20 protein-coding genes are annotated in these 20,853 nt (G+C 65.7%); 5 read left to right on the forward strand and 15 right to left on the reverse strand.

Annotated features, from left to right (window positions below):
* Window positions 1–720 (reverse strand): fumarate/nitrate reduction transcriptional regulator Fnr, encoded by a 720-nt coding sequence (gene fnr, locus Talka_RS08910; protein WP_143890805.1) that lies wholly within the window; start codon window positions 718–720, stop codon window positions 1–3.
* A gap of 174 nt (window positions 721–894) precedes the next feature.
* Here fnr and hemN point away from each other — a divergent pair, with 174 nt between their 5' ends.
* Both hemN and Talka_RS08920 read left to right on the forward strand, forming a co-directional pair.
* A complete protein-coding gene (hemN, locus tag Talka_RS08915; RefSeq protein ID WP_143890807.1) occupies window positions 895–2,280 on the forward strand; it encodes an oxygen-independent coproporphyrinogen III oxidase in 1,386 nt (461 codons plus the stop codon).
* A gap of 41 nt (window positions 2,281–2,321) precedes the next feature.
* Window positions 2,322–2,993, forward strand: a complete 672-nt coding sequence (locus tag Talka_RS08920; protein ID WP_143890809.1) for a sulfite exporter TauE/SafE family protein — start codon at window positions 2,322–2,324, stop codon at window positions 2,991–2,993.
* On the opposite strand, the gene Talka_RS08925 is transcribed toward Talka_RS08920, so the two are convergent.
* From Talka_RS08925 to metG, 6 genes are all read right to left on the reverse strand, one after another.
* Window positions 2,962–3,906, reverse strand: a complete 945-nt coding sequence (locus Talka_RS08925) for a DMT family transporter (protein ID WP_143890944.1) — start codon at window positions 3,904–3,906, stop codon at window positions 2,962–2,964. The two genes, Talka_RS08920 and Talka_RS08925, sit on opposite strands and share 32 nt — an antisense overlap.
* A 2-nt stretch (window positions 3,907–3,908) precedes the next feature.
* The gene (gene nadB, locus Talka_RS08930; RefSeq protein WP_143890811.1) at window positions 3,909–5,534 is read right to left on the reverse strand and encodes an L-aspartate oxidase; all 1,626 of its coding nucleotides are present in this window, start codon (window positions 5,532–5,534) and stop codon (window positions 3,909–3,911) included.
* 30 nt (window positions 5,535–5,564) lie between these two features.
* A complete protein-coding gene (locus Talka_RS08935; RefSeq protein ID WP_185970117.1) occupies window positions 5,565–6,431 on the reverse strand; it encodes a segregation and condensation protein A in 867 nt (288 codons plus the stop codon).
* Complete coding sequence (locus Talka_RS08940) at window positions 6,428–6,640, reverse strand: DUF3460 family protein (RefSeq protein ID WP_143890813.1); 213 nt, start codon at window positions 6,638–6,640, stop codon at window positions 6,428–6,430. The genes Talka_RS08935 and Talka_RS08940 overlap by 4 nt, the downstream gene beginning before the upstream one ends.
* Window positions 6,637–8,364 carry a SulP family inorganic anion transporter gene (locus Talka_RS08945; RefSeq protein ID WP_143890815.1) on the reverse strand — a complete coding sequence of 576 codons (1,728 nt, stop codon included), beginning with the start codon at window positions 8,362–8,364 and terminating at the stop codon, window positions 6,637–6,639. The genes Talka_RS08940 and Talka_RS08945 overlap by 4 nt, the downstream gene beginning before the upstream one ends.
* Before the next feature lie 121 nt (window positions 8,365–8,485).
* Window positions 8,486–10,603, reverse strand: coding sequence for a methionine--tRNA ligase (gene metG / locus Talka_RS08950; protein WP_143890817.1), 2,118 nt, complete (start codon window positions 10,601–10,603; stop codon window positions 8,486–8,488).
* Window positions 10,604–10,743: 140 nt separating this feature from the next.
* Between metG and apbC the strand changes: the two genes are divergently transcribed.
* Entirely contained in the window at window positions 10,744–11,835 is a 1,092-nt protein-coding gene (apbC, locus tag Talka_RS08955) for an iron-sulfur cluster carrier protein ApbC (RefSeq protein WP_143890820.1), read from the forward strand.
* Here the strand turns inward: apbC and Talka_RS08960 are convergent.
* The 5 genes from Talka_RS08960 to Talka_RS08980 all read right to left on the reverse strand — a co-directional run bounded on the left by Talka_RS08960 (window position 11,813) and on the right by Talka_RS08980 (window position 16,497).
* Complete coding sequence (locus Talka_RS08960) at window positions 11,813–13,321, reverse strand: O-antigen ligase family protein (RefSeq protein ID WP_143890822.1); 1,509 nt, start codon at window positions 13,319–13,321, stop codon at window positions 11,813–11,815. The genes apbC and Talka_RS08960 overlap by 23 nt on opposite strands.
* 107 nt (window positions 13,322–13,428) lie before the next feature.
* A complete protein-coding gene (locus Talka_RS08965; protein ID WP_143890824.1) occupies window positions 13,429–13,872 on the reverse strand; it encodes a pilin in 444 nt (147 codons plus the stop codon).
* A gap of 167 nt (window positions 13,873–14,039) precedes the next feature.
* Entirely contained in the window at window positions 14,040–14,579 is a 540-nt protein-coding gene (locus tag Talka_RS08970; protein WP_143890826.1) for a ribonuclease HepT family protein, read from the reverse strand.
* Window positions 14,576–14,875: a nucleotidyltransferase domain-containing protein gene (locus tag Talka_RS08975; RefSeq protein ID WP_143890828.1), complete on the reverse strand. Its 300-nt coding sequence runs from the start codon at window positions 14,873–14,875 to the stop codon at window positions 14,576–14,578. Before Talka_RS08975 ends, Talka_RS08970 begins: the two co-directional genes overlap by 4 nt.
* Complete coding sequence (locus Talka_RS08980; protein ID WP_143890830.1) at window positions 14,866–16,497, reverse strand: ATP-binding protein; 1,632 nt, start codon at window positions 16,495–16,497, stop codon at window positions 14,866–14,868. Before Talka_RS08980 ends, Talka_RS08975 begins: the two co-directional genes overlap by 10 nt.
* Before the next feature lie 74 nt (window positions 16,498–16,571).
* On the opposite strand from Talka_RS08980, the gene folE reads away from it, so the two are divergent.
* Window positions 16,572–17,303 carry a GTP cyclohydrolase I gene (gene folE / locus Talka_RS08985; RefSeq protein WP_143890948.1) on the forward strand — a complete coding sequence of 244 codons (732 nt, stop codon included), beginning with the start codon at window positions 16,572–16,574 and terminating at the stop codon, window positions 17,301–17,303.
* A gap of 19 nt (window positions 17,304–17,322) precedes the next feature.
* Window positions 17,323–17,748, forward strand: coding sequence for a BLUF domain-containing protein (locus tag Talka_RS08990; protein WP_143890832.1), 426 nt, complete (start codon window positions 17,323–17,325; stop codon window positions 17,746–17,748).
* On the opposite strand, the gene Talka_RS08995 is transcribed toward Talka_RS08990, so the two are convergent.
* From Talka_RS08995 to gpmA, 3 genes are all read right to left on the reverse strand, one after another.
* Complete coding sequence (locus tag Talka_RS08995) at window positions 17,745–18,503, reverse strand: HesA/MoeB/ThiF family protein (protein WP_143890834.1); 759 nt, start codon at window positions 18,501–18,503, stop codon at window positions 17,745–17,747. The two genes, Talka_RS08990 and Talka_RS08995, sit on opposite strands and share 4 nt — an antisense overlap.
* 18 nt (window positions 18,504–18,521) lie before the next feature.
* Window positions 18,522–19,985 carry a S41 family peptidase gene (locus Talka_RS09000; protein ID WP_143890836.1) on the reverse strand — a complete coding sequence of 488 codons (1,464 nt, stop codon included), beginning with the start codon at window positions 19,983–19,985 and terminating at the stop codon, window positions 18,522–18,524.
* A gap of 121 nt (window positions 19,986–20,106) precedes the next feature.
* Window positions 20,107–20,853 carry a 2,3-diphosphoglycerate-dependent phosphoglycerate mutase gene (gene gpmA, locus Talka_RS09005; RefSeq protein WP_143890838.1) on the reverse strand — a complete coding sequence of 249 codons (747 nt, stop codon included), beginning with the start codon at window positions 20,851–20,853 and terminating at the stop codon, window positions 20,107–20,109.

Below are 20,853 nucleotides of genomic sequence, written 5' to 3' on the forward strand. Positions count from 1 at the left end.
TCAAAGCGGCTCGCCTTGGTTGACGATGGCTTGCAGTGCTTCGGGCTTGAGGATGCGCACGTAGCGCTGCCGCACCTCGATGATGCCCTCGTCCTGAAAACGTGAGAACGTCCGGCTGACGGTTTCGAGTTTCATGCCGAGGTAGCTGCCGATTTCCTCGCGAGTCATGCGCAGAATCATTTCCGAACGGGAAAACCCGCGGGTGTGCAGTCGTTGCACCAAATTCAGCAAAAAGGCCGCCAGCCGCTCTTCCGCGCGCATGCTGCCGAGCAACAGCATTACCCCTTGGTCGCGCACAATTTCGCGGCTCATGATGCGGTGCACATGGTGTTGCAGCGTGCTGAATTCGCGCGACAGGGCTTCCAGCTTGTCAAACGGCAGCACGCAGACCTCGGCGTCTTCCAGCGCCACTGCGGAGCACGAATGCTTGTCTTGCACGATGCCGTCCAAGCCAAGGATTTCGCCGGCCATTTGAAAGCCCGTCACTTGATCGCGTCCGTCGGCGGTGTTGATCACAGTTTTAAAGAAGCCCGAGCGCACGGCATACAGCGAGGTGAACGGATCGCCCGCTGCGAACAGCATGCCACCGCGGCGTAACCGCCGTCTTGTGGTGATCAGGTGATCCAGGCGCGCCATCTCCTGGGCATTGAGACCGACGGGCAGGCACAGCTCGCGCAAATTGCAGCTTGAGCAGGCGACTTTGATGGCATGCAGATCCATGATGCAAAGCGGGGCGCAAGACGAAGTGACGCCGATGATAGCAACCCACCCCATGCCAGACGGCGACGGGCGGCTTGCTCTCTTGCCTGATAGGGCGTCCGACCGCCTTTTGATACACGTCAACAGGGGGGTGGAGGCGCTGCGGCATAGTCGGACAGCCGTCCAAGCAATGGTATGACCGTGAAGCACGTCATCGATGAGGGCTTGTTGCGCCGCTTCGACATTCCCGGCCCGCGTTACACCTCGTACCCGACCGCGGATCGCTTTGTCGAAGCGTTTGGCGAGCGCGACTACATCCAGGCGCTGCAACAACGCCGCGCCGGCTCGCTGGCGCTGCCGTTGTCGGTGTATGTGCACATCCCGTTCTGCGCTTCGCTGTGCTACTACTGCGCGTGCAACAAGATCGTCACGCGCCATCACGAGCGGGCCGCTGAGTATCTGCGCTACCTTGGGCTGGAGCTGGAGCTGCAGACGCGCCACCTCGGGCGCGGGCAGCGCGTCAGCCAATTGCACTTGGGCGGTGGCACGCCCACATTTTTCTCCGACGATGAGCTCAGCGACTTGATGGCGCTGCTGCGCCGCCACTTTGAGCTGGTGCCGGGGGGCGAATACTCCATCGAGATCGACCCCCGCACGGTGACGCCGCAGCGCCTGGCGCACCTGCAGCGGCTCGGCTTCAACCGCCTGAGCTTCGGGGTGCAGGATTTTGACCCGATGGTGCAGCGCGCGGTACACCGCATCCAGCCCGCCGAGCAGGTGTTTGCGCTGGTGCAGGCGGCCCGGGAGCTGGGGTTTGAATCGCTCAATGTCGATCTGATCTACGGCTTGCCTCGACAGACGCCGGAGTCGTTGCGGCGCACGCTGGAGCAGGTGGCGCAGCTGCGCCCGGATCGCCTTGCGCTGTATGCGTATGCGCACTTGCCGGCGCGCTTCAAGCCGCAGCGGCGCATTGTGGCCGCCGAGCTGCCCAGCGCCGCAGACAAGCTGGGGATGCTGGCGCTGGCGTTGGACATGCTCAGCGCCGCTGGTTACGACTACATCGGCATGGATCACTTCGCGCTGCCGGACGACGCGCTGGCGGTGGCCAAGCGGCAGGGGCGGCTGCACCGCAACTTTCAAGGCTACAGCACGCAGCCGGACTGCGACCTGGTCGCGCTGGGGGTGTCGGCGATTGGGCGCATTGGCGCCACCTACAGCCAGAACGCCAAGACGCTAGAGGACTATTACGACGCGCTGGATCAGGGCCGGCTGCCCATCGTGCGCGGGCTGGCGCTGACGCGCGACGACCTGCTGCGCCGCAGCGTCATCATGGCCATCATGTGCCATGGGCTGGTGGACTACGAGTCGATCGGGCTGGCGTACCTGGTGGACTTCCGCCATTATTTCGCGCGCGAGCTGGAGCAGCTGCGTGAGCTGCAGCAGCACGGGCTGGTGCGGCTGCACGAGACGCATCTGGAGGTGACCCCCACCGGCTGGTATCTGGTGCGAGCGATCGCCATGGTGTTTGATCGCTACCTGCAGGTCGATCAAGATCGCGCGCGCTTTTCCAAAATCATTTGAAGGCGACGGGGGGTTGGCCGTTCGCGCTACGATAGCCGTCGATGTGGGAATCGATGACGCTGTCGGCGCTGCTGATGGGCCTGGTCGGCGGGCCGCATTGTGTGGCGATGTGCGGCGCGGCCTGCGCCGGCATCGCCCGCGCCGGCGCGCCGCGCGAGCAGCGCGCGCTGTGGACATGGCAGGCCAGCCGCGTGGTTGGTTATGCCTTGCTGGGGGCGCTGGCCGGCGGCACGGTGCAGGGCATGGGCTGGCTCGGCCAGCAGACGGTGGTGTTGCGGCCACTTTGGACCATGCTGCACGTGGCGGCGCTGTTGCTCGGTTTGCTGATGGTGGTGCAAGCGCGCCAGCCGGCTTTTCTGGACGGCTGGGCGCAGGCGGTGTGGCGACATGCGCGTCCGGTGCTGGCGCGGCTGGGGCCGCGCGCGCCCGTGGTGCTGGGATTGGGCTGGGCGCTGATGCCGTGCGGGCTGCTGTATTCGGCGTTGTTGGTGGCTTCGTTGTCGGCATCGTGGTGGCACGGCGCGCTGATCATGGCAGCCTTTTCGGCTGGCACCATGGTGTCGCTGACAGCGGGCCCATGGCTGCTGCTGAAGTTGGCCCAAGCGCGCAGTGGCGGCTGGGGCATCCGGCTGGCGGGTGTGGCGCTCGCCGCCACTTCCGGCTGGGCGCTGTGGATGGGCATTACCCAACCGACGGGTCTGTGGTGCGCGTAGAGGGCGTAGGCCAGGCGGCCACCGCCAACCCTGCGAGCGCCAACCCGAAGGCTGCCCATTGCAGTGGCGACAAACGCTCGCCCATGAACAACACGCCGACCGCGGCGGCACTGACCGGCAGCATAACGGTAAAAACCCCAGCGCGCGCCGCGGGCACATGGTGCAGACCGGTCATCCACAGCCACACGCTCCATACGCTGGCCGCCAGACCGTAAAAAACCAGCAAGCCCCACAAAAGCAGGCTCATGCGGCTCCAGTCGTAGTCCCAGGCCGCCCACGCGCCCAGCGGCGTCATCAACGCCAGGCCCCACAGGTTGATCAACGCCGCGATGCGTTTCGGGCCTAACTGTCCGGTCAGTCGCTTGCCGATGACCACATACGCGGCTTCGCAGGCCACCGCCGCCAGCACCAGCAGGTTGCCCCACAGCGCCAGCGGCACGCCGAGCCAGGCGCCGCTGGCCGCGGCCGGCGCCGGTGCGGCCTTGTCCAGCGAAAACAGCGCGATACCCGCGGCCGCCAGCGCGATGGCCGCCAGCGCGCGGCCGTCGAGCCGCTCGCGCAGGAACAGCCACGACTGCAGCGCCACCATCGCCGGGATGGCGGCCATGATGACACCGGCGGCGCTGGCGGTGGTCAGCCGCAGGCCGGTCAGCATGCAGATCGTGAACAGGAAGTTGCCCAGCAGCGCCTGCCAGAACAGCAGCGCCAGCGTCGCGCGGTCCAGCGGCGGTTCGTGCGGCGCCCGGCGCAGCCAGTGCGGCATGGCCGCCGCGCCGATCAGGTAGCGCAGCCAAGCCAGCAGCACCACGGGCATGGCTGTCGCCAAGGGTTTGGAAAGCGCAACATAGGTACCCACCATGGCCATGCTGGAGGCCAGCGCAGCGTAAGCCCAGCCGGTGCGAGACAACGCCATCTTCATCGACGAGGTGGCGCCAGCACCGTGGGCCGGGCTTGCGGCAAGGTATAGGGGTGATCGCGGCTGTAGTGCAAGCCGCGGCTTTCCTGCCGGCTGCGCGCGCTGCGCACGATCAGGTCGGCCACCTGCACGAGGTTGCGCAGCTCCAGCAGGTCGCGCGTGACGTGGAAGCTGGCGTAGAACTCGTGGATCTCGTGGCGCAGCAGCTCGATGCGGTTGGCTGCGCGCTCCAGCCGCTTGTCGGTGCGCACGATGCCGACGTAGTCCCACATGAAGCGGCGCAGCTCGTCCCAGTTGTGGCTGATGACGACCTGCTCGTCGGCGTCGCTGACGCGGCTGTCGTCCCACGGGCGCACAGTGACCGGGGGCGGCGCCGGGTGCGCCACCATGTCCTCGGCGGCGGCGCGCGCGAACACCAGGCACTCCAGCAGCGAGTTGCTGGCCAGCCGGTTGGCGCCGTGCAGGCCGGTGTAGCTGGCCTCACCGACGCAATACAAACCCGGCAGGTCGGTGCGCGCGCGCAGGTCGGTGACCACGCCGCCGCAGGTGTAGTGCGCCGCCGGCACCACGGGGATGGGCTCGCGCGTGATGTCGATACCCAGCTCCGCGCAGCGCTTCAGGATGTTGGGGAAGTGTTCGTGCAGGAAGGCCGGCGGTTGGTGCGAGATGTCCAGATAGACGCACGGGATGCCGTGCTTTTTCATCTCGAAGTCGATCGCGCGCGCGACGATGTCGCGCGGGGCCAGCTCCGCGCGCGGATCGTGGTCGGGCATGAAGCGGCGGCTGCCCAGGTGTGGCGGCAGCTTCAGGATGCCGCCTTCGCCGCGCACCGCCTCGCTGATCAAAAAGCTTTTGGCCTTGGGATGGTAGAGGCAGGTCGGGTGGAACTGGATGAATTCCATGTTGGCCACCCGGCAGCCGGCGCGCCAGGCGGCGGCGATGCCGTCGCCGGTGGCGGTGTCGGGGTTGGAGGTGTAGAGATAGACCTTGCCGGCGCCGCCGGTGGCCAGCACCGTGTGCGGCGCGACGAACACGTCCACTTCGTCGCGCGCTTCATCCAATACGTAGGCGCCAAGCACCCGGCGCGGCTGTTGCGGCGCGGTGGCGTGTCGATCGCTGAGCAGCAGATCCACCAGCACATGGGATTCGAAGACGTCGATGTGCGCCGCAGCGCGTACGCGCTCGATCAGCGTTTGCTGCACCGCCCAGCCGGTGGCGTCGGCTGCGTGCACGATGCGGCGGTGGCTGTGACCGCCTTCGCGCGTCAGGTGCAGCGCCGCGCCGTCCTGCGTGAAGGGGGTGCCCAGCGCGCGCAGCCAGGCGATCGCCTGCGGTGCGTGCTCGACGACGAAGCGCGTGGCCTGCGGGTCGCACAGGCCGGCGCCCGCAATCAGCGTGTCCTGCACGTGGGCATCGAAGCTGTCGTCCTCGCCCAGCACGGCGGCGATGCCACCCTGCGCCCAAGCGCTGGAGCCATCGGCGATGCTGCGCTTGGTCACGATGGCCACACGCCAGTGGGACGGAAGCTGCAGCGCCGTGGCCAGACCGGCCAGGCCGCTGCCGATGATCAGCGCGTCGTAAACGTGCGTGCGAGCGCCCTGCGCGCGACGTGCAGAACTCCCCATCCCCACATCGTAACAGCTGCGCCACCTTGATCAGGTCGTGGCGGTGAAAGTTAGCCGCACAAACAGAGGCGCATACGGCTCGGCTTGGGTCACCTCCACCAACCCCTCTTTGCCCAGCTCCAGCAGCGCAATGAAGGTCACCACTGCGTGCGCCACCCCGCGCGCAGGGTCAAACAGCTCGGCGAACTCAGCAAAGCGCCGCCCTTGCAGGGTTCGCAACAGCTGGCTCATGGTTTCGCGCACCGACAGCGCCTCGCGCTGGATGGTGTGCCGCTGCACCAGACGGGCACGGCGCAGGATGTCGCGCCAGGCGGCGCGCAGCTCCTCGGGATCCACGTTGGGCCAACGCGACGGCAGCGCCAGCTCCACATGCACGTGCGCGCGCCAAAAATCACGCCCTTGTTGGGGCAGGGCATCCAGCGCCTGCGCCGCCAGCTTGATGCGTTCGTACTCCAGCAGCCGGCGCACCAGCTCGGCGCGCGGATCCTCCGGCTCCGGTTCGCCTTCGGCGCGCGGCGCCGGCGGCAGCAGCAGGCGCGACTTGATCTCGATCAGCATCGCCGCCATCAGCAGGTATTCGGCGGCCAGCTCCAGGTTGCGCGCGCGGATCTGCTCCACGTAACCCAGGTACTGGCGCGTCACCTCCGCCAGCGGGATGTCCAGGATGTTGAAATTCTGGCGCCGGATCAGGTACAGCAGCAGATCCAGCGGCCCCTCGAACGCCTCGAGGAACACCTCCAGCGCGTCCGGCGGGATATACAAATCCTGCGGCAGCGCAAACAAGGGCTCGCCGTAGAGGCGTGCCACGGCGACTTGATCGACAGTCGCAAGGGTGCTGGGCGCGCCCTGCGGCGGCGGGGGCAGCGCCGCGGCGTCAGCCTCAGCCGCCGCAGTCACGACAGCGTCGGTTCAGTCTGATAAACGTAGGGCTTTTGCGGCACGCGGGCGGCCTGCGCCTGGCGCCAGAATTCGCGGTCCAGCGGTCGATCCCACAGCAGCGCACGCCCAGCCCGTTGCTCGGCTTCCAGTTGCGGCTTGGCGCGCTTGAGCTCTTGCAAAAACTGGGTGGTGTCGGAGATGTAATCGGGCAGACCCAAAAAGTTCATGGCGGATCGCGGCGTTCGGTGGAACGATCAACAAACCTTGATTGTAGGTCGCCAGCGGCGGCCGTGTTGCTGCCACCGCGCTCCCACGCCGTCCAGCCGGCCAGCCGCGGCAGGAAACCCGCGCGCTCCATCAGCGAGCGCGGCTGCTCGTGCAGCCCGTCGATGGCGAGCGTGCCGCCGCGGCGCTCGATCGCCTCCAGCAGGCTCTCCAGCGCGTCCAGCCCGGTGGTGTCCAGCAGCTGCAGGTCGCCGGCGTCGAGCCGCACCGCCACGCCCGGCTCGGCGCGGTCCACCGCGTCGTTGAGCGCATCGAGCTTGGTCACCGCGCCGAAGAACAGCGAGCCGTACAGGCGCGCCTCGATGCGTGCGGGCTCCACGCGGTCCAGCGTGACGCGAAACAGGCTGCTCTGGCGCCGCACGAACAGCACCACCGCCAGCACCAGCCCCAGCTCCACCGCCACCGTCAGGTCGAAGATCACCGTCACCGCAAACGTGCTCAGCAGCATCAGGCGGTAGTGCATGCTGAACTGGCGCAGGCGCGCGAACTCGCGCCACTCGCCCATGTTCCAGGCGACGAACAGCAGGATGCCGGCCAGCACCGCCAGCGGCACGTGGCGCGCCAGCGGCGCGGCCAGCAGCACGATGGCCGCCAGCGCCAGCGCGTGCACCGCGCCCGCGACGCCGCTGGTGGCGCCGCTGCGGATGTTGGTGACCGTGCGGGCGATGGTGCCGGTGGCCGGCATGCCGCCGATGAACGGCACCACCGCGTTGGCGATGCCCTGCGCCATCAGCTCCTGGTTGGGGTTGTGCTTGCGCCCGCCGTGCAGCTGGTCGGCCACGCGCGCGCACAGCAGCGACTCGATGGCGCCCAGCGCCGCGAGGGTCAGCGTCGGGATCACCAGCTGGCGCACCGTCTGCCACGACACGTCCGGCCACACCAGCGCCGGCAGTCCCTGCGGGATGCCGCCGAAGCGGGAGCCGATGGTCTCCACCGGCCACTCCAGCGCCCAGGCCAGCAGCGACAGCGTCACCAGCGCCACCACCGGCGCCGGCAGGCGCGAGGTGGCCTGCAGCGCGCTGACACCCTGCAGCCCGGCCAGCCGCTGGCGAAACGCCGAATCCACCGCCCACAGGCGCGGCCACACCAAGAGCCCAACCACGCACAGCCCCGCCAGCGCCACCGCGTACGGGTTGACGGTGGTGAGCGCCCCGCCCACCGTGTGCAGGATGCCGAAGAAGTCCGCCGGCATCTTGGCCACCTGCAGCCCCAGCGCGTCGCGCAGCTGCGACAGCGCGATCAGCACCGCAATCCCGTTGGTGAAGCCGATGACCACGCTGACCGGCACGAAGCGCACCAGCGTGCCCAGCCGCAGCCAGCCCATCGCGAACAGCAGCAGCCCGGCGCAGAAGGTCGACACCAGCAACCCGCCGACGCCGTGGCGCTCGACGATGCCGTAGACGATGACGATGAAGGCGCCGGCCGGTCCGCCGATCTGCACCGACGTGCCGCCCAGTACCGCGATCAGGAAGCCGGCGACGATGGCGGTCCACAGGCCGGCGGAGGGTTGCAGGCCGCTGGCGATCGCGAACGCCATCGCCAGCGGCAGCGCCACGACGCCGACGGTGACGCCGGCGCCGAGGTCGCGCATCAGGCGCGCCCGGTCGTAGGCGCGCAGGTCATCGAGCAGACGGGGACGAAAGGGATGCAATGCCAGACGGGCCATGCCGAACCTCCACGGAAACGATGCGGGAACGCGGGACGAGCGGAGGTAGGCACGGACGGCGGCCCGCAGTGGCGCTGGCGCGTGATGAAGCGCCTGCGCGCACTCAGGCCGGCGGCTCGCATCACCGCACCCGCATGCCCGGCTCGGCGCCGGCGTGCGGCTCCAGGATGAACAGCCCCGGGTGCGCCTGGCCGTCGGCGTGGCTGGCGGCCAGCACCATGCCTTCGCTGACGCCGAACTTCATCTTGCGCGGGGCGAGGTTGGCCACCAGCACCGTCAGCTTGCCGATGAGCTGCTCCGGCGCATAGGCCGAGGCGATGCCGGAGAAGACGTTGCGCGTGCGGCCCTCGCCAACATCCAGCGTCAGCCGCAGCAGCTTGGTGGAGCCCTCCACGCGCTCGCAGGCCACGATGCGCGCGATGCGCAGGTCCACCTTGGCGAAGTCGTCGATCGTGATCGTCGGCGCGATGGCCTCGCCGCCGGGCTGCGGCGCGCCTTCGGCGGCCGGGGTGGCCGCGTCGGGGGCCGCGGCCGGCGCGGGTGGCTCGAAGAGCGCCTCCAGCAGCTTCGGGTCGACGCGCTGCATCAGGTGCTCGTACGGCGCGATCGCGTGCCCGGCCCCCAGCGGCTGCGCGGCGTTGGCGAAGTCCAGCGGCGCGCAGCGCAGGAAGGCCTCCACCCGCTCGGCGGTGGCGGGCAGCACGGGCTTGAGCATCGCGGTGAGGATGCGAAACGCCTCTAGGCAGGTGGTGCAGACGTCGTGCAGCCGCGCGGCGAGTTCCGGCTGCTTGGCCAGCTCCCACGGCTTGTTCTGGTCCACGTAGGCGTTGACGCGGTCCGCAAGCGCCATCACCTCGCGCACCGCCTTGCCGTACTCGCGCTCGGCCCAGAGCTCGGCCACCGCCGGCAGCGCGGTCTGCAGCGCGTCCAGCAGCGCCTCGCCGTCGGGCGAGACGGCGCCCAGCCGCCCCTCGAAGCGCCTGGTGATGAAGCCCGCCGCGCGCGAGGCGATGTTGACGTACTTGCCGATCAGGTCGCTGTTGACGCGGGCGACGAAATCGTCGGGGTTGAAGTCCACGTCCTCCACGCGCGGGTTGAGCTTGGCCGCCAGGTAGTAGCGCAGCCACTCCGGGTTGAGCCCCAGGCGCAGGTAGCGCAGCGGGTCGATGCCGGTGCCGCGGCTCTTGCTCATCTTCTCGCCGCTGACGGTGATGAAGCCGTGCACGAACACGTGCGTCGGCGTCTTGCGGCCGGAAAAATGCAGCATCGCCGGCCAGAACAGCGTGTGGAAGTAGGTGATGTCCTTGCCGATGAAGTGGATCTGCTCCACCGCCGGGTCGGCGACGAACTCCTCGAACGTCTGCGTCGTGCGCGACGGCGCGTGCCAGTGGTTGGCCGCCTGACCCTTGTCGAAGTGGTTCTTGAGGCTGGCCAGATACCCGATCGGCGCGTCCAGCCAGACGTAGAAGTACTTGCCCGGCGCATCCGGGATCTCGATGCCGAAGTACGGCGCGTCGCGGCTGATGTCCCAGTCGCCCAAGCCCCCGCGGCCGTCCTTGTCCTTGGCGAACCACTCGCGGATCTTGTTGACCACCTCCGGCTGCAGCCGGCCTGGCGCGGAGGTCCACTCCTCCAGGAACTGCACGCAGCGCGGGTCGGAGAGCTTGAAGAAGAAGTGCTCCGACTGGCGCAGCTCGGGCGTGGCGCCGGACAGCGCCGAGTACGGGTTCCTCAGCTCGGTGGGGGTGTAGACGGCGCCGCAGGCCTCGCACGCGTCGCCGTACTGGTCCGGCGCGCCGCAGCGCGGGCACTGGCCCTTGATGTAGCGGTCGGGCAGGAACATGCCCTTGACCGGGTCGTAGAACTGCTCGATGGTGCGCCGCTCGATCAGCCCGGCGGCCTGCAGCGCCCGGTAGATGGCCTGCGCCAGCTCGTGGTTTTCCGGCGCGTCGGTGCTGTGCCAGTTGTCGAAGCGGATGTGAAAGCCGTCCAGGTAGGCGGCGCGGCCGGCGGCGATGTCGGCGACGAACTGCTGCGGCGTCTTGCCGGCCTTCTCCGCCGCGATCATGATCGGCGCGCCGTGCGCGTCGTCGGCGCCGACGAAGTGCACCTCGTGCCCCAGCAGCCGCTGCGTGCGCACCCACACGTCGGCCTGGATGTACTCCATGATGTGGCCGATGTGGAAGTGGCCGTTGGCGTAGGGCAGGGCGGTGGTGACGAACAGACGGCGCTTGGACATGGCTGGGCGACTTGGCGCACGAGGGGCAAGCCCGGGATTGTACTGAGGGCTCTGCCGCGGGCGCCAGCGGCGCGGGCGGCGCCTGGCGCTAGACTGTGCGCCTGCGCGACCCCCCACGACACGCGAGGAGCGAGGCGACGATGAGCATCGACACCCAGGCCCTGCTGCAGGCGCTGCAGACCGTGGCCGACCCCAACACCGGCAAGGACTTCGTCACCACCAAGGCGATCAAGAACCTGCAGATCGACGGCGGCGACGTCAGCTTCGAGGTCGAGCTCGGCTACCCGGCGCGCAGCCAGCACGCCGCGCTGCGCCAGGCGCTGGTGGCCGCGGCGCGGCGCGTGCCGGGCGTGGGCAACGTGTCGGTGCAGATCGTCACGCGCATCATCGCCCACGCCGTGCAGCGCGGCGTGGCGCTGCTGCCGCAGGTGCGCAACATCGTCGCCGTGGCCTCCGGCAAGGGCGGCGTCGGCAAGAGCACCACCGCCGTCAACCTGGCGCTGGCGCTGGCGGCGGAGGGGGCTTCAGTGGGCCTACTGGACGCCGACATCTACGGTCCCAGCCAGCCGATGATGATGGGCATCGAGGGCCGCCCGGAAAGCCTGGACGGCCAAACGATGGAGCCACTCGTCAACTACGGCGTGCAGGTGATGTCGATCGGCTTCCTTGTGGACAAGCACGAGGCCATGATCTGGCGCGGCCCGATGGCCACGCAGGCGCTGGAGCAGCTGCTGCGCCAGACGAACTGGAAGGACCTGGACTACCTGGTGGTGGACATGCCGCCCGGCACCGGCGACATCCAGCTGACGCTGGCGCAGCGCGTGCCGGTCACCGGCGCGGTCATCGTGACCACGCCGCAGGACATTGCGCTGCTGGACGCACGCAAGGGTATCACGATGTTCCAGAAGGTCGGCGTGCCGATCCTGGGCATCGTGGAGAACATGGCCGTGCACGTCTGCCCGAACTGCGGCCACGTCGAGCACATCTTCGGCGCCGAGGGCGGCCAGCGCATGGCGGCAGAACTCGGCGTGCCGTGCCTGGGCTCGCTGCCGCTGGATCTGCGCATTCGCGAGCAGGCCGACGGCGGACGCCCCACCGTGGTGGCCGACCCCGACAGCGACCTGGCCGAACGCTACCGCGCCCTGGCTCGCCAGGTCGCGCTGACGATCGCGGGCTTGGCCAAGGATTATTCGAGCAAGTTTCCGGTGATCACGGTGAGTCGAGGGACGTGATCAACCCGCGAGACCAAAAACGAGGTAGGCGCCACTCGATGCATGGGGCTGAGCAGGTGTCTTGCGTCAACCATGGGTCTGCATGCATCAACTGCCAGCCCAAAACAGCTGAGGCTCCCCAGAAAACAACCAAAAGGAAAATGAATAAAAAAATTCTTTGGACGGAGCTTGTCAAGATGTTGCCTTTAGCTAGATCGGCGTTGTATTCTGGGTGCGGAGGATGAGCAGTCGAGCTGGCGCTTAGCCACCAGCCTAGAATAATAGCCCCAAGAGTCTGGGAAAAAGGCATGACATAGATGCCGTCAACAAGTGACTGAGCGGTTGCGGCCACAAGCGACAGCGTGGTTCCAGCGGCGGCGGCACGGACTTTGCGATCCACTTCGGCCAAAAGGAAGGTTGACTTGATTCGCTCCCATCCTTTTTTGCTGGCGCAAAAAAGCAAAATAGTAAACATGAAAGTAAAAGGGGTTCCCCACTCAGCCAACAGTTGCAATGGTAAATTGTGTGGGTGAGCTCCATAAGGTTGTTTCAGAGTTGCGAAACCCATTGGCCCTAGGCCCAGCCATGGGTTTTGCAGCCACATGTGCATGGCTGCGGACCATAAATCGATGCGACCTGATGTTGAAACAGTCATACGCGTGGCCAGACTGTTAGACACCTCCAAGTGAAGAGCACGGGGGAGCCACTCGCTTAGAAGAATCTGCATTCCAAAGCCGGCTAAACCTAAAACTCCAATCCATCGTGCGACCTGTCTCAAAGAGCCGCCCAGAAGCCAACCCGCGACGATGCTGATGGTCAAAGCCATCCAAGTGCCGCGCGTGCCTGACATCCATCCGAGCCAACACCAAATTGTTAGGAGTGTAATTACAAAATATCTTGTCATTGAAGAAAGATTTCGGTAAAGCAGGATGGAGGCAGTGATAGGGACAGTGAATGTGACAACGTGGCCAAAGTGCCGTGGATTGGAGAAGCCCGTCAGCAAAACCCATGGGTCGAGAGGGTGGGAGTTCCAAAGCGCAGCGATCCAAGAGACTGAAGTTTGAGTCGATAGAATTGCGATTAAAGCCGCAAGCATTACCCAGGCGGCTCGATCGAAAGCTTCTTTGAATCGGGAGCGCACCCAGGTGACGATCCAGGCGACCGCCAGCAAACCGACAAAAGTAGCCCACTCCGTCCAGTTCCACAGCCCCAGAGGGGAAGCCCAGCAAATGGCGGCGCCGAAGAGGACGACAGCGGCGAGCAAAGCGGCGGTAGCGTTCGATATTGGCAAGCGAAACCAAGCCAGCCATGGCGCCAATCCAAGTGCAGCCAACATAAGCCACAGCTGGCCAAGGCGCTGTTGATCGTGCCAAATCAGATTGGTAAATGAATGAGTTGGCGCAACAATAATCCAGCTTGCTGTTGCTGAAACAAAGACTAGAGAGGTGGTTTGCAAAACGAGAGGCAGGCTTTTAGCAATAGAATAGTGGATTTTAAACTTCGACATGCTATGTTATTTTTCAACCCTATCAACCTTGTTTTAGGATAGGGCTCCCTGAGCGAGAGTTAAGGTGACAAAAAGGCTGCCTGCCGGCAGCCTTTGATTTAGTTAGATTAGGTTCCAGCCGTGCATCCAGCCGGGTAATAGCTGTCTTTCCATCCCGTCGGACGGTTGGCAACGGTGCAGCTCCAGACCCCATTAGCGTCGCGACCGAGGCGAATCTGAGCCCCATTGACGCGAGGGTTGGAGTTGCGCAGCTGACACTGAAGCGCGTTGGCGGCTGCCCCATTGGTCGGCGCGTTCACCGTCAAAGTGCAGCGCTCAGTCGGCGACGTCAGCCCCATGTTTGCTAAATTGAAGTAGCTGTTATCTCGACCTTCATTGACGCCAACTTCATAGTTGGTTCGAGCGCCCGAAATTTCGGATAGGCCTGCTGCGACCTGGCTGCGCGCCACGTAATCCTGATAGGCAGGGACGGCAATCGCCGCCAGAATGCCGATGATCGCCACGACGATCATCAGCTCGATGAGCGTGAAGCCCTGTTGGACACGTTTCATGAATTAAAACCTCCTTTGAGAAGATCTTTACCCCGCCGACGTGACGAGGTCGGAAACACCTTAGCAGCTTTCATGCCAGTGGCTGGCGTGGCTTCGACCCTTGGGAGCTTCCAGGCGACCGGGCGATTCGCCCTAGCGTCAAGCCAGCTTGACGTGAAGGCTTAACGTTAAATTTTGATGTTCAACGTTGGTGGCAATCGGTCCCTCGGCACGCCCAGGCGCCGGTGCGCATCCTCACGCAGGCGGTCGTAGGTGTGCAGAAGCAACCGCGCGGCCTCCTGGGCCAGCTGCAGATCCTGCGCGAAGGTCTCGGCGTCGGTCTGGTACTCGTGCACCAGCCGGTTGCGCAGGTTGCGCGCCGCGACCCACTCCTCCGCGGAGTCCAGCACGCCCAGCCGTTCCGCGCGGCGCAGGTTTTCGATCATGCTGGCGGGCCGTTCCGACAGGGCCGCCAGCCAGCGCGGCAGCAGCTTGTCGCCGATCGTGTCCTGCATGCGACCGAAGCGCGAGACGAACGCCTCCAGCCGCTCGGCGTCCTCCGGGCGGGATTCCAGCGCCCGCACCCAGTCGGCATCGGGCTCGCCCGCGCCGAACATCCGCTGCAAGCTCCAGCGCAAGTGGACACCCTCGCGGTGCACGATGTCGAGCGTAGCCAGAAACCGCTCCAGCGGCGTGGGCGGCGCGATGCGCTCAGCCGGGGTTGTCATACGGCGATGCCGGTGTGCTGGGCCACCCGCACGATGGGAGTGGCGGGGGTGGTAGGGTCAACCACGAGGGCGTCGATGCGCTGGTCGCCCAGGCGCATTTGCAGGCGAGCGACCAGCCGGTGGGTGCGCGCGGCGCGGTCCGGCAGCGGCTCGGGGCACTCGATCAGCAGGTCGATGTCGCCGCCGCGCGCCGCATCGTCGGTGCGCGAGCCAAACAGCCGCACCCGCGCCTGCGGGCCGAAAAGCTCGCGCACGGTGTCGCGGATGACGGCGCGTTCCGTCTCGCTCAGCCGCATGCCACCTCCCACCCCACGATCTGCCGCCGCGCGCGGCTGAACTCCACGCCCAGCTCGATCACTTCCGTGATGCCCGGCGCGCCGCGGTGCTTGGCGGCGTAGTCGCGGGCCTTGAGCTGGCGCATCGCCTCGCCGGTGGGGGCGTCACCATCGATGACCTTGAACTCGATCACCCAGGCACGATTGGCATGGCGGATGACAAGGTCGCACTGGCCCGGGTTGGAGACTTCCTCCGGCACGATGTCGAGCCCGAGGCTGGCCAGATGGCTGTAGAAGACGCTGGCGTAATAGCCCTCATACTGGGCGATGGGGTTGGCGCGCACCCAATCGTGCGGGATGCTGGCGTAGAGCCGCTCGAAGTGCGCGCGCAGGCCATCGGTGTCGGCTTGCAGCAGCATCTGATAAAGCGCGCGCGGCTGCAGCAGCTGGCGCTGCTCGGCTGGATACCAGCCAAAATAGAGCAACGCGCGATTGAGCGCGCCGCGCACTTCGCGATTGGGCACGCCGAGTTCATAGCTCAGCAGCCCGCCGCAGTTTTCCACGCGCTGGATCGTCAGGTAGCCGGTCTGCCACAGCATCGCCTCCACGGCGATGTCGTCCACATCGAAGGCCGACAGCAAATCCTCTTCCGCGAGCATGCGCTCCAGCCGCGGCGTGAAAAAACCCTTGCCGCGCAGCCACTGCACCAGAAAGGTCGGCGTGCCGGTCTCAAACCAGTGCGCGCGAAACTGCCGCTCCGCCAGCAGCAACAGCACGTCAAACGGGTTGTAAACGCTCACCGGGCCCCAGCGGTAGCCGTTATACCAGCGCCGGATCTCCTCCCGATCCAGCGGCTGGCCCTCTTGCTCGGCAGCCTCCAGCTCCGGCGCAAACACCGTGTCGATGTCCTCATCGGTGTAGCCGCAGATCGTGCCGTATTCGGGCGACAGCGTGATGTCGCGCAGGTTGTTGAGCCCTGAGAAGATCGAGACCTTGCTGAATTTGGACACCCCCGTCAGCAGCACAAAGCGCAGGTCGGCGTCTCTTCCCTTGATGACGCTGTAGAGGTTGCGCAAGCCCTCGCGCATGGCGCGGGCGATCTCAGGCGCTTCGAGGTTGTCGAGGATGGGCTTGTCGTATTCATCGACCAGCACCACGGCTTGGCGCTGGTGCTGCTCAGCGGCGCGGCTGATGAGCTCGGCGAAGCTGCCGGGGATGTCGTCAGGGTCTTCCAACGCCACGCCCAGGCGCTGCGCCTGCTCGCGCAGCTGGCGGCGGATGTGGCGGTCAAGCTCGTCGCGCTTTTCCAGACGGCCTTCGGCAAAGCTTAAGCGAATCACGGGGTGGGGCTTGGCCCAGTCCCAGTGGTCGGCAAGGAAGAGCTTGTCGCGCGGCGCCGTGCCGTCCGATCCGTCGTGTGCGTCGAACAGCTGCCGCTTGCCTTCGAAGGCGCAGGCGATGGTGTCCAGCAGCAGGCTCTTGCCGAAGCGGCGCGGGCGGGAGAGAAAGTAGAACTTACCGCTGTCCACCAAGCGCGCGACGAGCGGCGTCTTGTCCACGTAGTAGTAGCCGCCCTCGCGGATGTCGCGCAGGGTCTGGATGCCGATCGGCAGTTTGCGGCGCAGCGTGGGCAGGGAGCTCATGTTTAAGATGGTAGCGCGGATCCCCGCAAGGTTGGCGTGGCGGGCGCTTCGGTGCTAGCATGCGTTCCATGCTGATGCCTCACCCTGATGCCATGACTGCCCGCGCAAACAGCGAAGAGGAGGGCGTGCCGGTTTCGGTGCGGATCCGGGAGCGGCTGCGCGCTGCGCGCAAGCGTTTCCACGCCAATGACAACATCGCTGATTTCATTCAGCCCGGCGAGCTGGAGGAGTTGCTCGATGAGGTGACCGAAAAAATGCAGGCGGTGCTGGACAGCCTGGTGATCGACACCCGCAGCGACCACAACACCGAAGACACCGCCCGCCGGGTGGCCAAGATGTATATAAAAGAAGTGTTCGCGGGCCGCTACGTCAAGGCGCCGGCGATCACCGAATTTCCGAACGCAGAGCATCTAAACGAACTGATGATCGTCGGCCCGATCACCGTGCGCAGCGCCTGCAGTCATCATTTCTGTCCGGTGATTGGGCGGCTCTGGATCGGCGTGATGCCCAATGAGCACACCAATGTGATTGGCTTGTCCAAATACGCCCGCCTGGCTGAATGGATCATGAGTCGCCCGCAAATCCAAGAAGAGGCGGTGGTGCAGCTGGCTGATCTCATCCAGGAAAAGACCCAGCCGGATGGTTTGGCCATCGTCATGGAGGCCACCCACTACTGTATGGCATGGCGCGGGGTAAAGGACATGGACAGCCGCATGATCAATTCGGTGATGCGCGGGGTGTTTTTGAAAGACGCCAATCTGCGGCGCGAATTTTTGTCGTTGTTGCCGCGCCAAGCGTCGGCCTGATCGGCAGAGGTGGCAGACGATGCTGGTTCGCTTGCTCTATGTGAGCCGCGCTCGGCCGGGGCACACGGCGCAGGATATTGAGGATATCCTGCACGCGGCGCGTCATCACAACCTGCACAATGGCATCACCGGCATTCTGTGCTACGGGGGTGGCATTTATCTGCAGGCGATTGAAGGCGGGCGCAACGCCGTCAACCGGCTTTACCGCCAAATCATCGAAGACCCGCGCCACACCGACGTGGAGCTGCTGCTTTACGAAGAAATCACCGAGCGCCGCTTTGGCGGCTGGACGATGGGGCAGGTTAATCTCTCTAAGCTCAACACGTCGATCGTGTTGAAATATTCGGAGCGTCCGGAATTTGACCCCTATCGGGTTTCGGGCAAGGTGTCGCTGGCCTTGCTGGAGGAGCTGATGGCCACCGCCAGCATCATTGGTCGGGCTTAAGGTGCGGTTTGGGACGCGCAGACCGGACAATCGGGGCGGCGAGTCAGGCGAATTTCCTGAAACTGACTGCTGCGGCCATCCAACAGCAGCAGCCGCCCCATCAGGGTTTCGGGCAGACCAGCCATCAGCTTGATGGCCTCAGCGGCTTGCAGCGTGCCGATGATGCCGACCAGCGGCGCGAACACGCCCATCGTGGCGCAGCGCACGTCCTCGGGTGGATGCTCCGGCGGAAAGAGGCAGGCGTAACAAGGGCTGTCGGGCATTCGCGGGTCAAAGACGGTGATTTGTCCGTCGAAGCGAATCGCCGCCCCTGAGACCAACGGCACACGATGGCGACGGCTGGCCCGGTTCAGCGCATGCCGGGTGGCAAAGTTGTCGCTGCAGTCCAGCACCACGCTGGCGCCAGGCAGCAACGCGTCCAGCCGAGCCTCGTCGGCCCGTTCGGCGTTGATCTCGACGCGCACATCGGGATTGAGCGCCTGCAAGGCGCTGCGCGCGGACTCCACTTTGAGCTGCCCGATCCGTGGCGTGGTGTGGGCAATTTGACGTTGCAGATTGGTGAGATCGACCACATCAGGATCGACCAGCGTGATGCGGCCTACGCCGGCGCTGGCCAAATACAGCGCCGCGGGCGAGCCGAGCCCTCCGGCGCCGACAATAACGGCATGCGACGCCAACAAGCGTTGCTGCCCCTCGATGCCCAGCTCCTCAAGCAGGATATGGCGCGAATAGCGCAGCAATTGCTCGTCGGTCATCGGGGGCGCGGCGCAGGGTTAATTTTCCGCTTTGGCGGGGCGCTCCGTGGCGGTTTTGCTGACCACCACCGGCAAGCCTTTGAGTTGATTGAGCGCCTGTTGCAACTGAAAATCCTTATCCGAGCCAAATTCCGGCAGCAGCCGCGCTCCCGGATTTTTGCGTTGCTCCTCTTCCAGCCGCTGGCGGGCTTGTTCACGTTCGCGTTCGCGCTGACGCAGCGCCTCGCGCTCGGCTTCGCTCAACGGGGTCTCATCGGGCCCCGCCAAGTGTTTGTCCAAATCGGCCTCGCGCGTGCGCAGCGCCGAAAACAGATTGCCTTCGGGCGTTTCGTCCACCCACACGTCTGGCACGATGCCTTTGGCCTGAATGGAGCGCCCGCTGGGGGTGTAGTAGCGCGCGGTGGTGAGCTTCAGCGCCGTATCCGGCCCCAAGGGCCGCACCGTCTGCACCGAGCCTTTGCCGAAGGTTTGGCTGCCCATGACGACGGCGCGCTTGTGATCCTGCAGCGCCCCGGCGACGATTTCGCTGGCGGAGGCCGAGCCCTCGTTGACCAGCACCACCAGCGGGATGCGCTTGAGCAGCCCTTGCGTGCTCGCGGTCAACCGCGCCACGGGATCGTTGCCGGGCCGGCGCAAATAATCGCGAGGCGTGGCGCGGTAGGTGGCTTTGCTTTCCTCCAGCTGGCCGTTGGTGGTGACAACCACCGCGTTGTCGGGCAAGAACACCGCGGCCAAACCCACCGCCGCATCGAGCAAGCCGCCGGGGTCGTTGCGCAAATCGAGCACCAGGCCCTTGAGGTTGGGTTCGGCGCGCACGATTTCTTCGATCTTGCGGGCAAAGTCCTCCAGCGTACGCTCTTGGAACTGGGACACGCGCACCCAGGCGTAGCCAGGCTCCACCACCCGGGCGCGCACGCTGACGGTTTTGATCTCTTGCCGCGTGATGGTGACGCGGAAGGTGCGGTTTTCGTCGCGGCGGAAGATGGTCAAATCGACTTTGGTGTTGGGCTCGCCGCGCATGCGCTTGACGGCCTCGTTGATGGTCAGACCCTTGACCGCTGTGTCATCGATCTTGGTAATAAGGTCGCCGGCTTTGATTCCGGCGCGGAAGGCTGGCGAATCTTCGATCGGCGAGACCACCTTGACCAGGCCGTCTTCCATCGTGATTTCGATGCCGACGCCGACAAAGCGGCCTGAGGTGCCCTCCCGAAATTCCTTAAAGCTCTTGGCGTCAAAATATTGCGAATGCGGATCCAGCGCCGAGACCATGCCGGCAATGGCGTCGGTGATCAGCTTTTTGTCGTCCACGGGATCGACGTAATCGCTTTTGATCATCCCATAGACGGCAGCAAATTGTTGCAGTTCTTGCAGCGGCAGCGGCGCAAAGCTGGCCCGCGCCGTCGCTTGCAGCCCGACGGTGGTCAGGGCTCCAGCCAGAGCGCCCAGCGCCACCCAGCCCGCGATGTTCAATTTATGCCCCATGGCGTGTCCTGCATCCGAATGTCGGCACTATACACCTTGGACAAAAGCCCAGTGAGCCGGGTTCCGGTGGCATGCAGCTTCCTGGCTTGGGCTGCGCTTTCATGGGCGGCGTCTTGGGCGGCTAGCCGCTGACGCTGTGCTGGGCGAGGGTGGCCGCGGCGGCTTCCACCGCCGCTGCATCGCCAAGGTAGCGCCGCCCCAGCGGGCGCAGCGCATCGTCAAATTCATAGACCAGCGGCACGCCGTTGGGGATGTTGAGCCCGACAATGTCGGTGTCCGAAATCCGATCCAGGTGCTTGATCAGCGCCCGGATCGAGTTGCCGTGCGCCACCACCAGCACGCGTTGGCCGGCGCGCACTGCCGGGGCGATGGTCTGTTCCCAATACGGCACCACGCGCGCTACGGTGTCTTTGAGGCATTCGGTCAGGGGGATTTGTTCGGGCTTGAGGTGCGCGTAGCGTCGGTCGTGACGCTCGCAGCGCGGGTCATCGGGTTGCAGGGCGGGCGGGGGCACGTCGTAGCTGCGCCGCCACAGCAGCACCTGCTGATCGCCGTATTGACGCGCCATTTCGGCTTTGTTGAGTCCTTGCAGCGCGCCGTAATGCCGCTCGTTGAGCCGCCAGTCCTTGACCACCGGCAGCCAGGTGCGGTCCATTTCGTCCAGCACGTGCCACAGCGTGTGGATGGCGCGCTTAAGCAGGCTGGTGTAGCACAGGTCAAAGTCCCAACCTTCGTCACGCAGCAAGCGGCCGGCCGCCACCGCCTGCGCGATGCCGGTGGGGGTGAGATCCACATCCGTCCAGCCGGTGAAGCGGTTTTCGAGGTTCCAGGTGGATTCGCCGTGGCGGATAAGAACGAGCTGATGCAT

The sequence above is a fragment of the Tepidimonas alkaliphilus genome, assembly GCF_007556595.1.
Classification (GTDB): domain Bacteria; phylum Pseudomonadota; class Gammaproteobacteria; order Burkholderiales; family Burkholderiaceae_C; genus Tepidimonas; species Tepidimonas alkaliphila.

Excerpts from the sequence above, each read along its gene's own strand:
- Talka_RS08990 (WP_143890832.1), top strand. The coding sequence starts at position 17,323 with ATGCTGGTTCGCTTGCTCTATGTGAGCCGCGCTCGGCCGGGGCACACG.
- Talka_RS08975 (WP_143890828.1), bottom strand. The coding sequence starts at position 14,875 with ATGCGGCTGAGCGAGACGGAACGCGCCGTCATCCGCGACACCGTGCGC.
- nadB (WP_143890811.1), bottom strand. The coding sequence starts at position 5,534 with ATGGGGAGTTCTGCACGTCGCGCGCAGGGCGCTCGCACGCACGTTTAC.
- hemN (WP_143890807.1), top strand. The coding sequence starts at position 895 with ATGACCGTGAAGCACGTCATCGATGAGGGCTTGTTGCGCCGCTTCGAC.
- metG (WP_143890817.1), bottom strand. The coding sequence starts at position 10,603 with ATGTCCAAGCGCCGTCTGTTCGTCACCACCGCCCTGCCCTACGCCAAC.
- Talka_RS08995 (WP_143890834.1), bottom strand. The coding sequence starts at position 18,503 with ATGACCGACGAGCAATTGCTGCGCTATTCGCGCCATATCCTGCTTGAG.
- fnr (WP_143890805.1), bottom strand. The coding sequence starts at position 720 with ATGGATCTGCATGCCATCAAAGTCGCCTGCTCAAGCTGCAATTTGCGC.
- gpmA (WP_143890838.1), bottom strand. The coding sequence starts at position 20,853 with ATGCATCAGCTCGTTCTTATCCGCCACGGCGAATCCACCTGGAACCTC.
- Talka_RS08925 (WP_143890944.1), bottom strand. The coding sequence starts at position 3,906 with ATGGCGTTGTCTCGCACCGGCTGGGCTTACGCTGCGCTGGCCTCCAGC.
- Talka_RS09000 (WP_143890836.1), bottom strand. The coding sequence starts at position 19,985 with ATGGGGCATAAATTGAACATCGCGGGCTGGGTGGCGCTGGGCGCTCTG.
- Talka_RS08945 (WP_143890815.1), bottom strand. The coding sequence starts at position 8,364 with ATGGCCCGTCTGGCATTGCATCCCTTTCGTCCCCGTCTGCTCGATGAC.
- folE (WP_143890948.1), top strand. The coding sequence starts at position 16,572 with ATGCCTCACCCTGATGCCATGACTGCCCGCGCAAACAGCGAAGAGGAG.
- apbC (WP_143890820.1), top strand. The coding sequence starts at position 10,744 with ATGAGCATCGACACCCAGGCCCTGCTGCAGGCGCTGCAGACCGTGGCC.
- Talka_RS08920 (WP_143890809.1), top strand. The coding sequence starts at position 2,322 with ATGTGGGAATCGATGACGCTGTCGGCGCTGCTGATGGGCCTGGTCGGC.
- Talka_RS08940 (WP_143890813.1), bottom strand. The coding sequence starts at position 6,640 with ATGAACTTTTTGGGTCTGCCCGATTACATCTCCGACACCACCCAGTTT.
- Talka_RS08965 (WP_143890824.1), bottom strand. The coding sequence starts at position 13,872 with ATGAAACGTGTCCAACAGGGCTTCACGCTCATCGAGCTGATGATCGTC.
- Talka_RS08980 (WP_143890830.1), bottom strand. The coding sequence starts at position 16,497 with ATGAGCTCCCTGCCCACGCTGCGCCGCAAACTGCCGATCGGCATCCAG.
- Talka_RS08970 (WP_143890826.1), bottom strand. The coding sequence starts at position 14,579 with ATGACAACCCCGGCTGAGCGCATCGCGCCGCCCACGCCGCTGGAGCGG.
- Talka_RS08960 (WP_143890822.1), bottom strand. The coding sequence starts at position 13,321 with ATGTCGAAGTTTAAAATCCACTATTCTATTGCTAAAAGCCTGCCTCTC.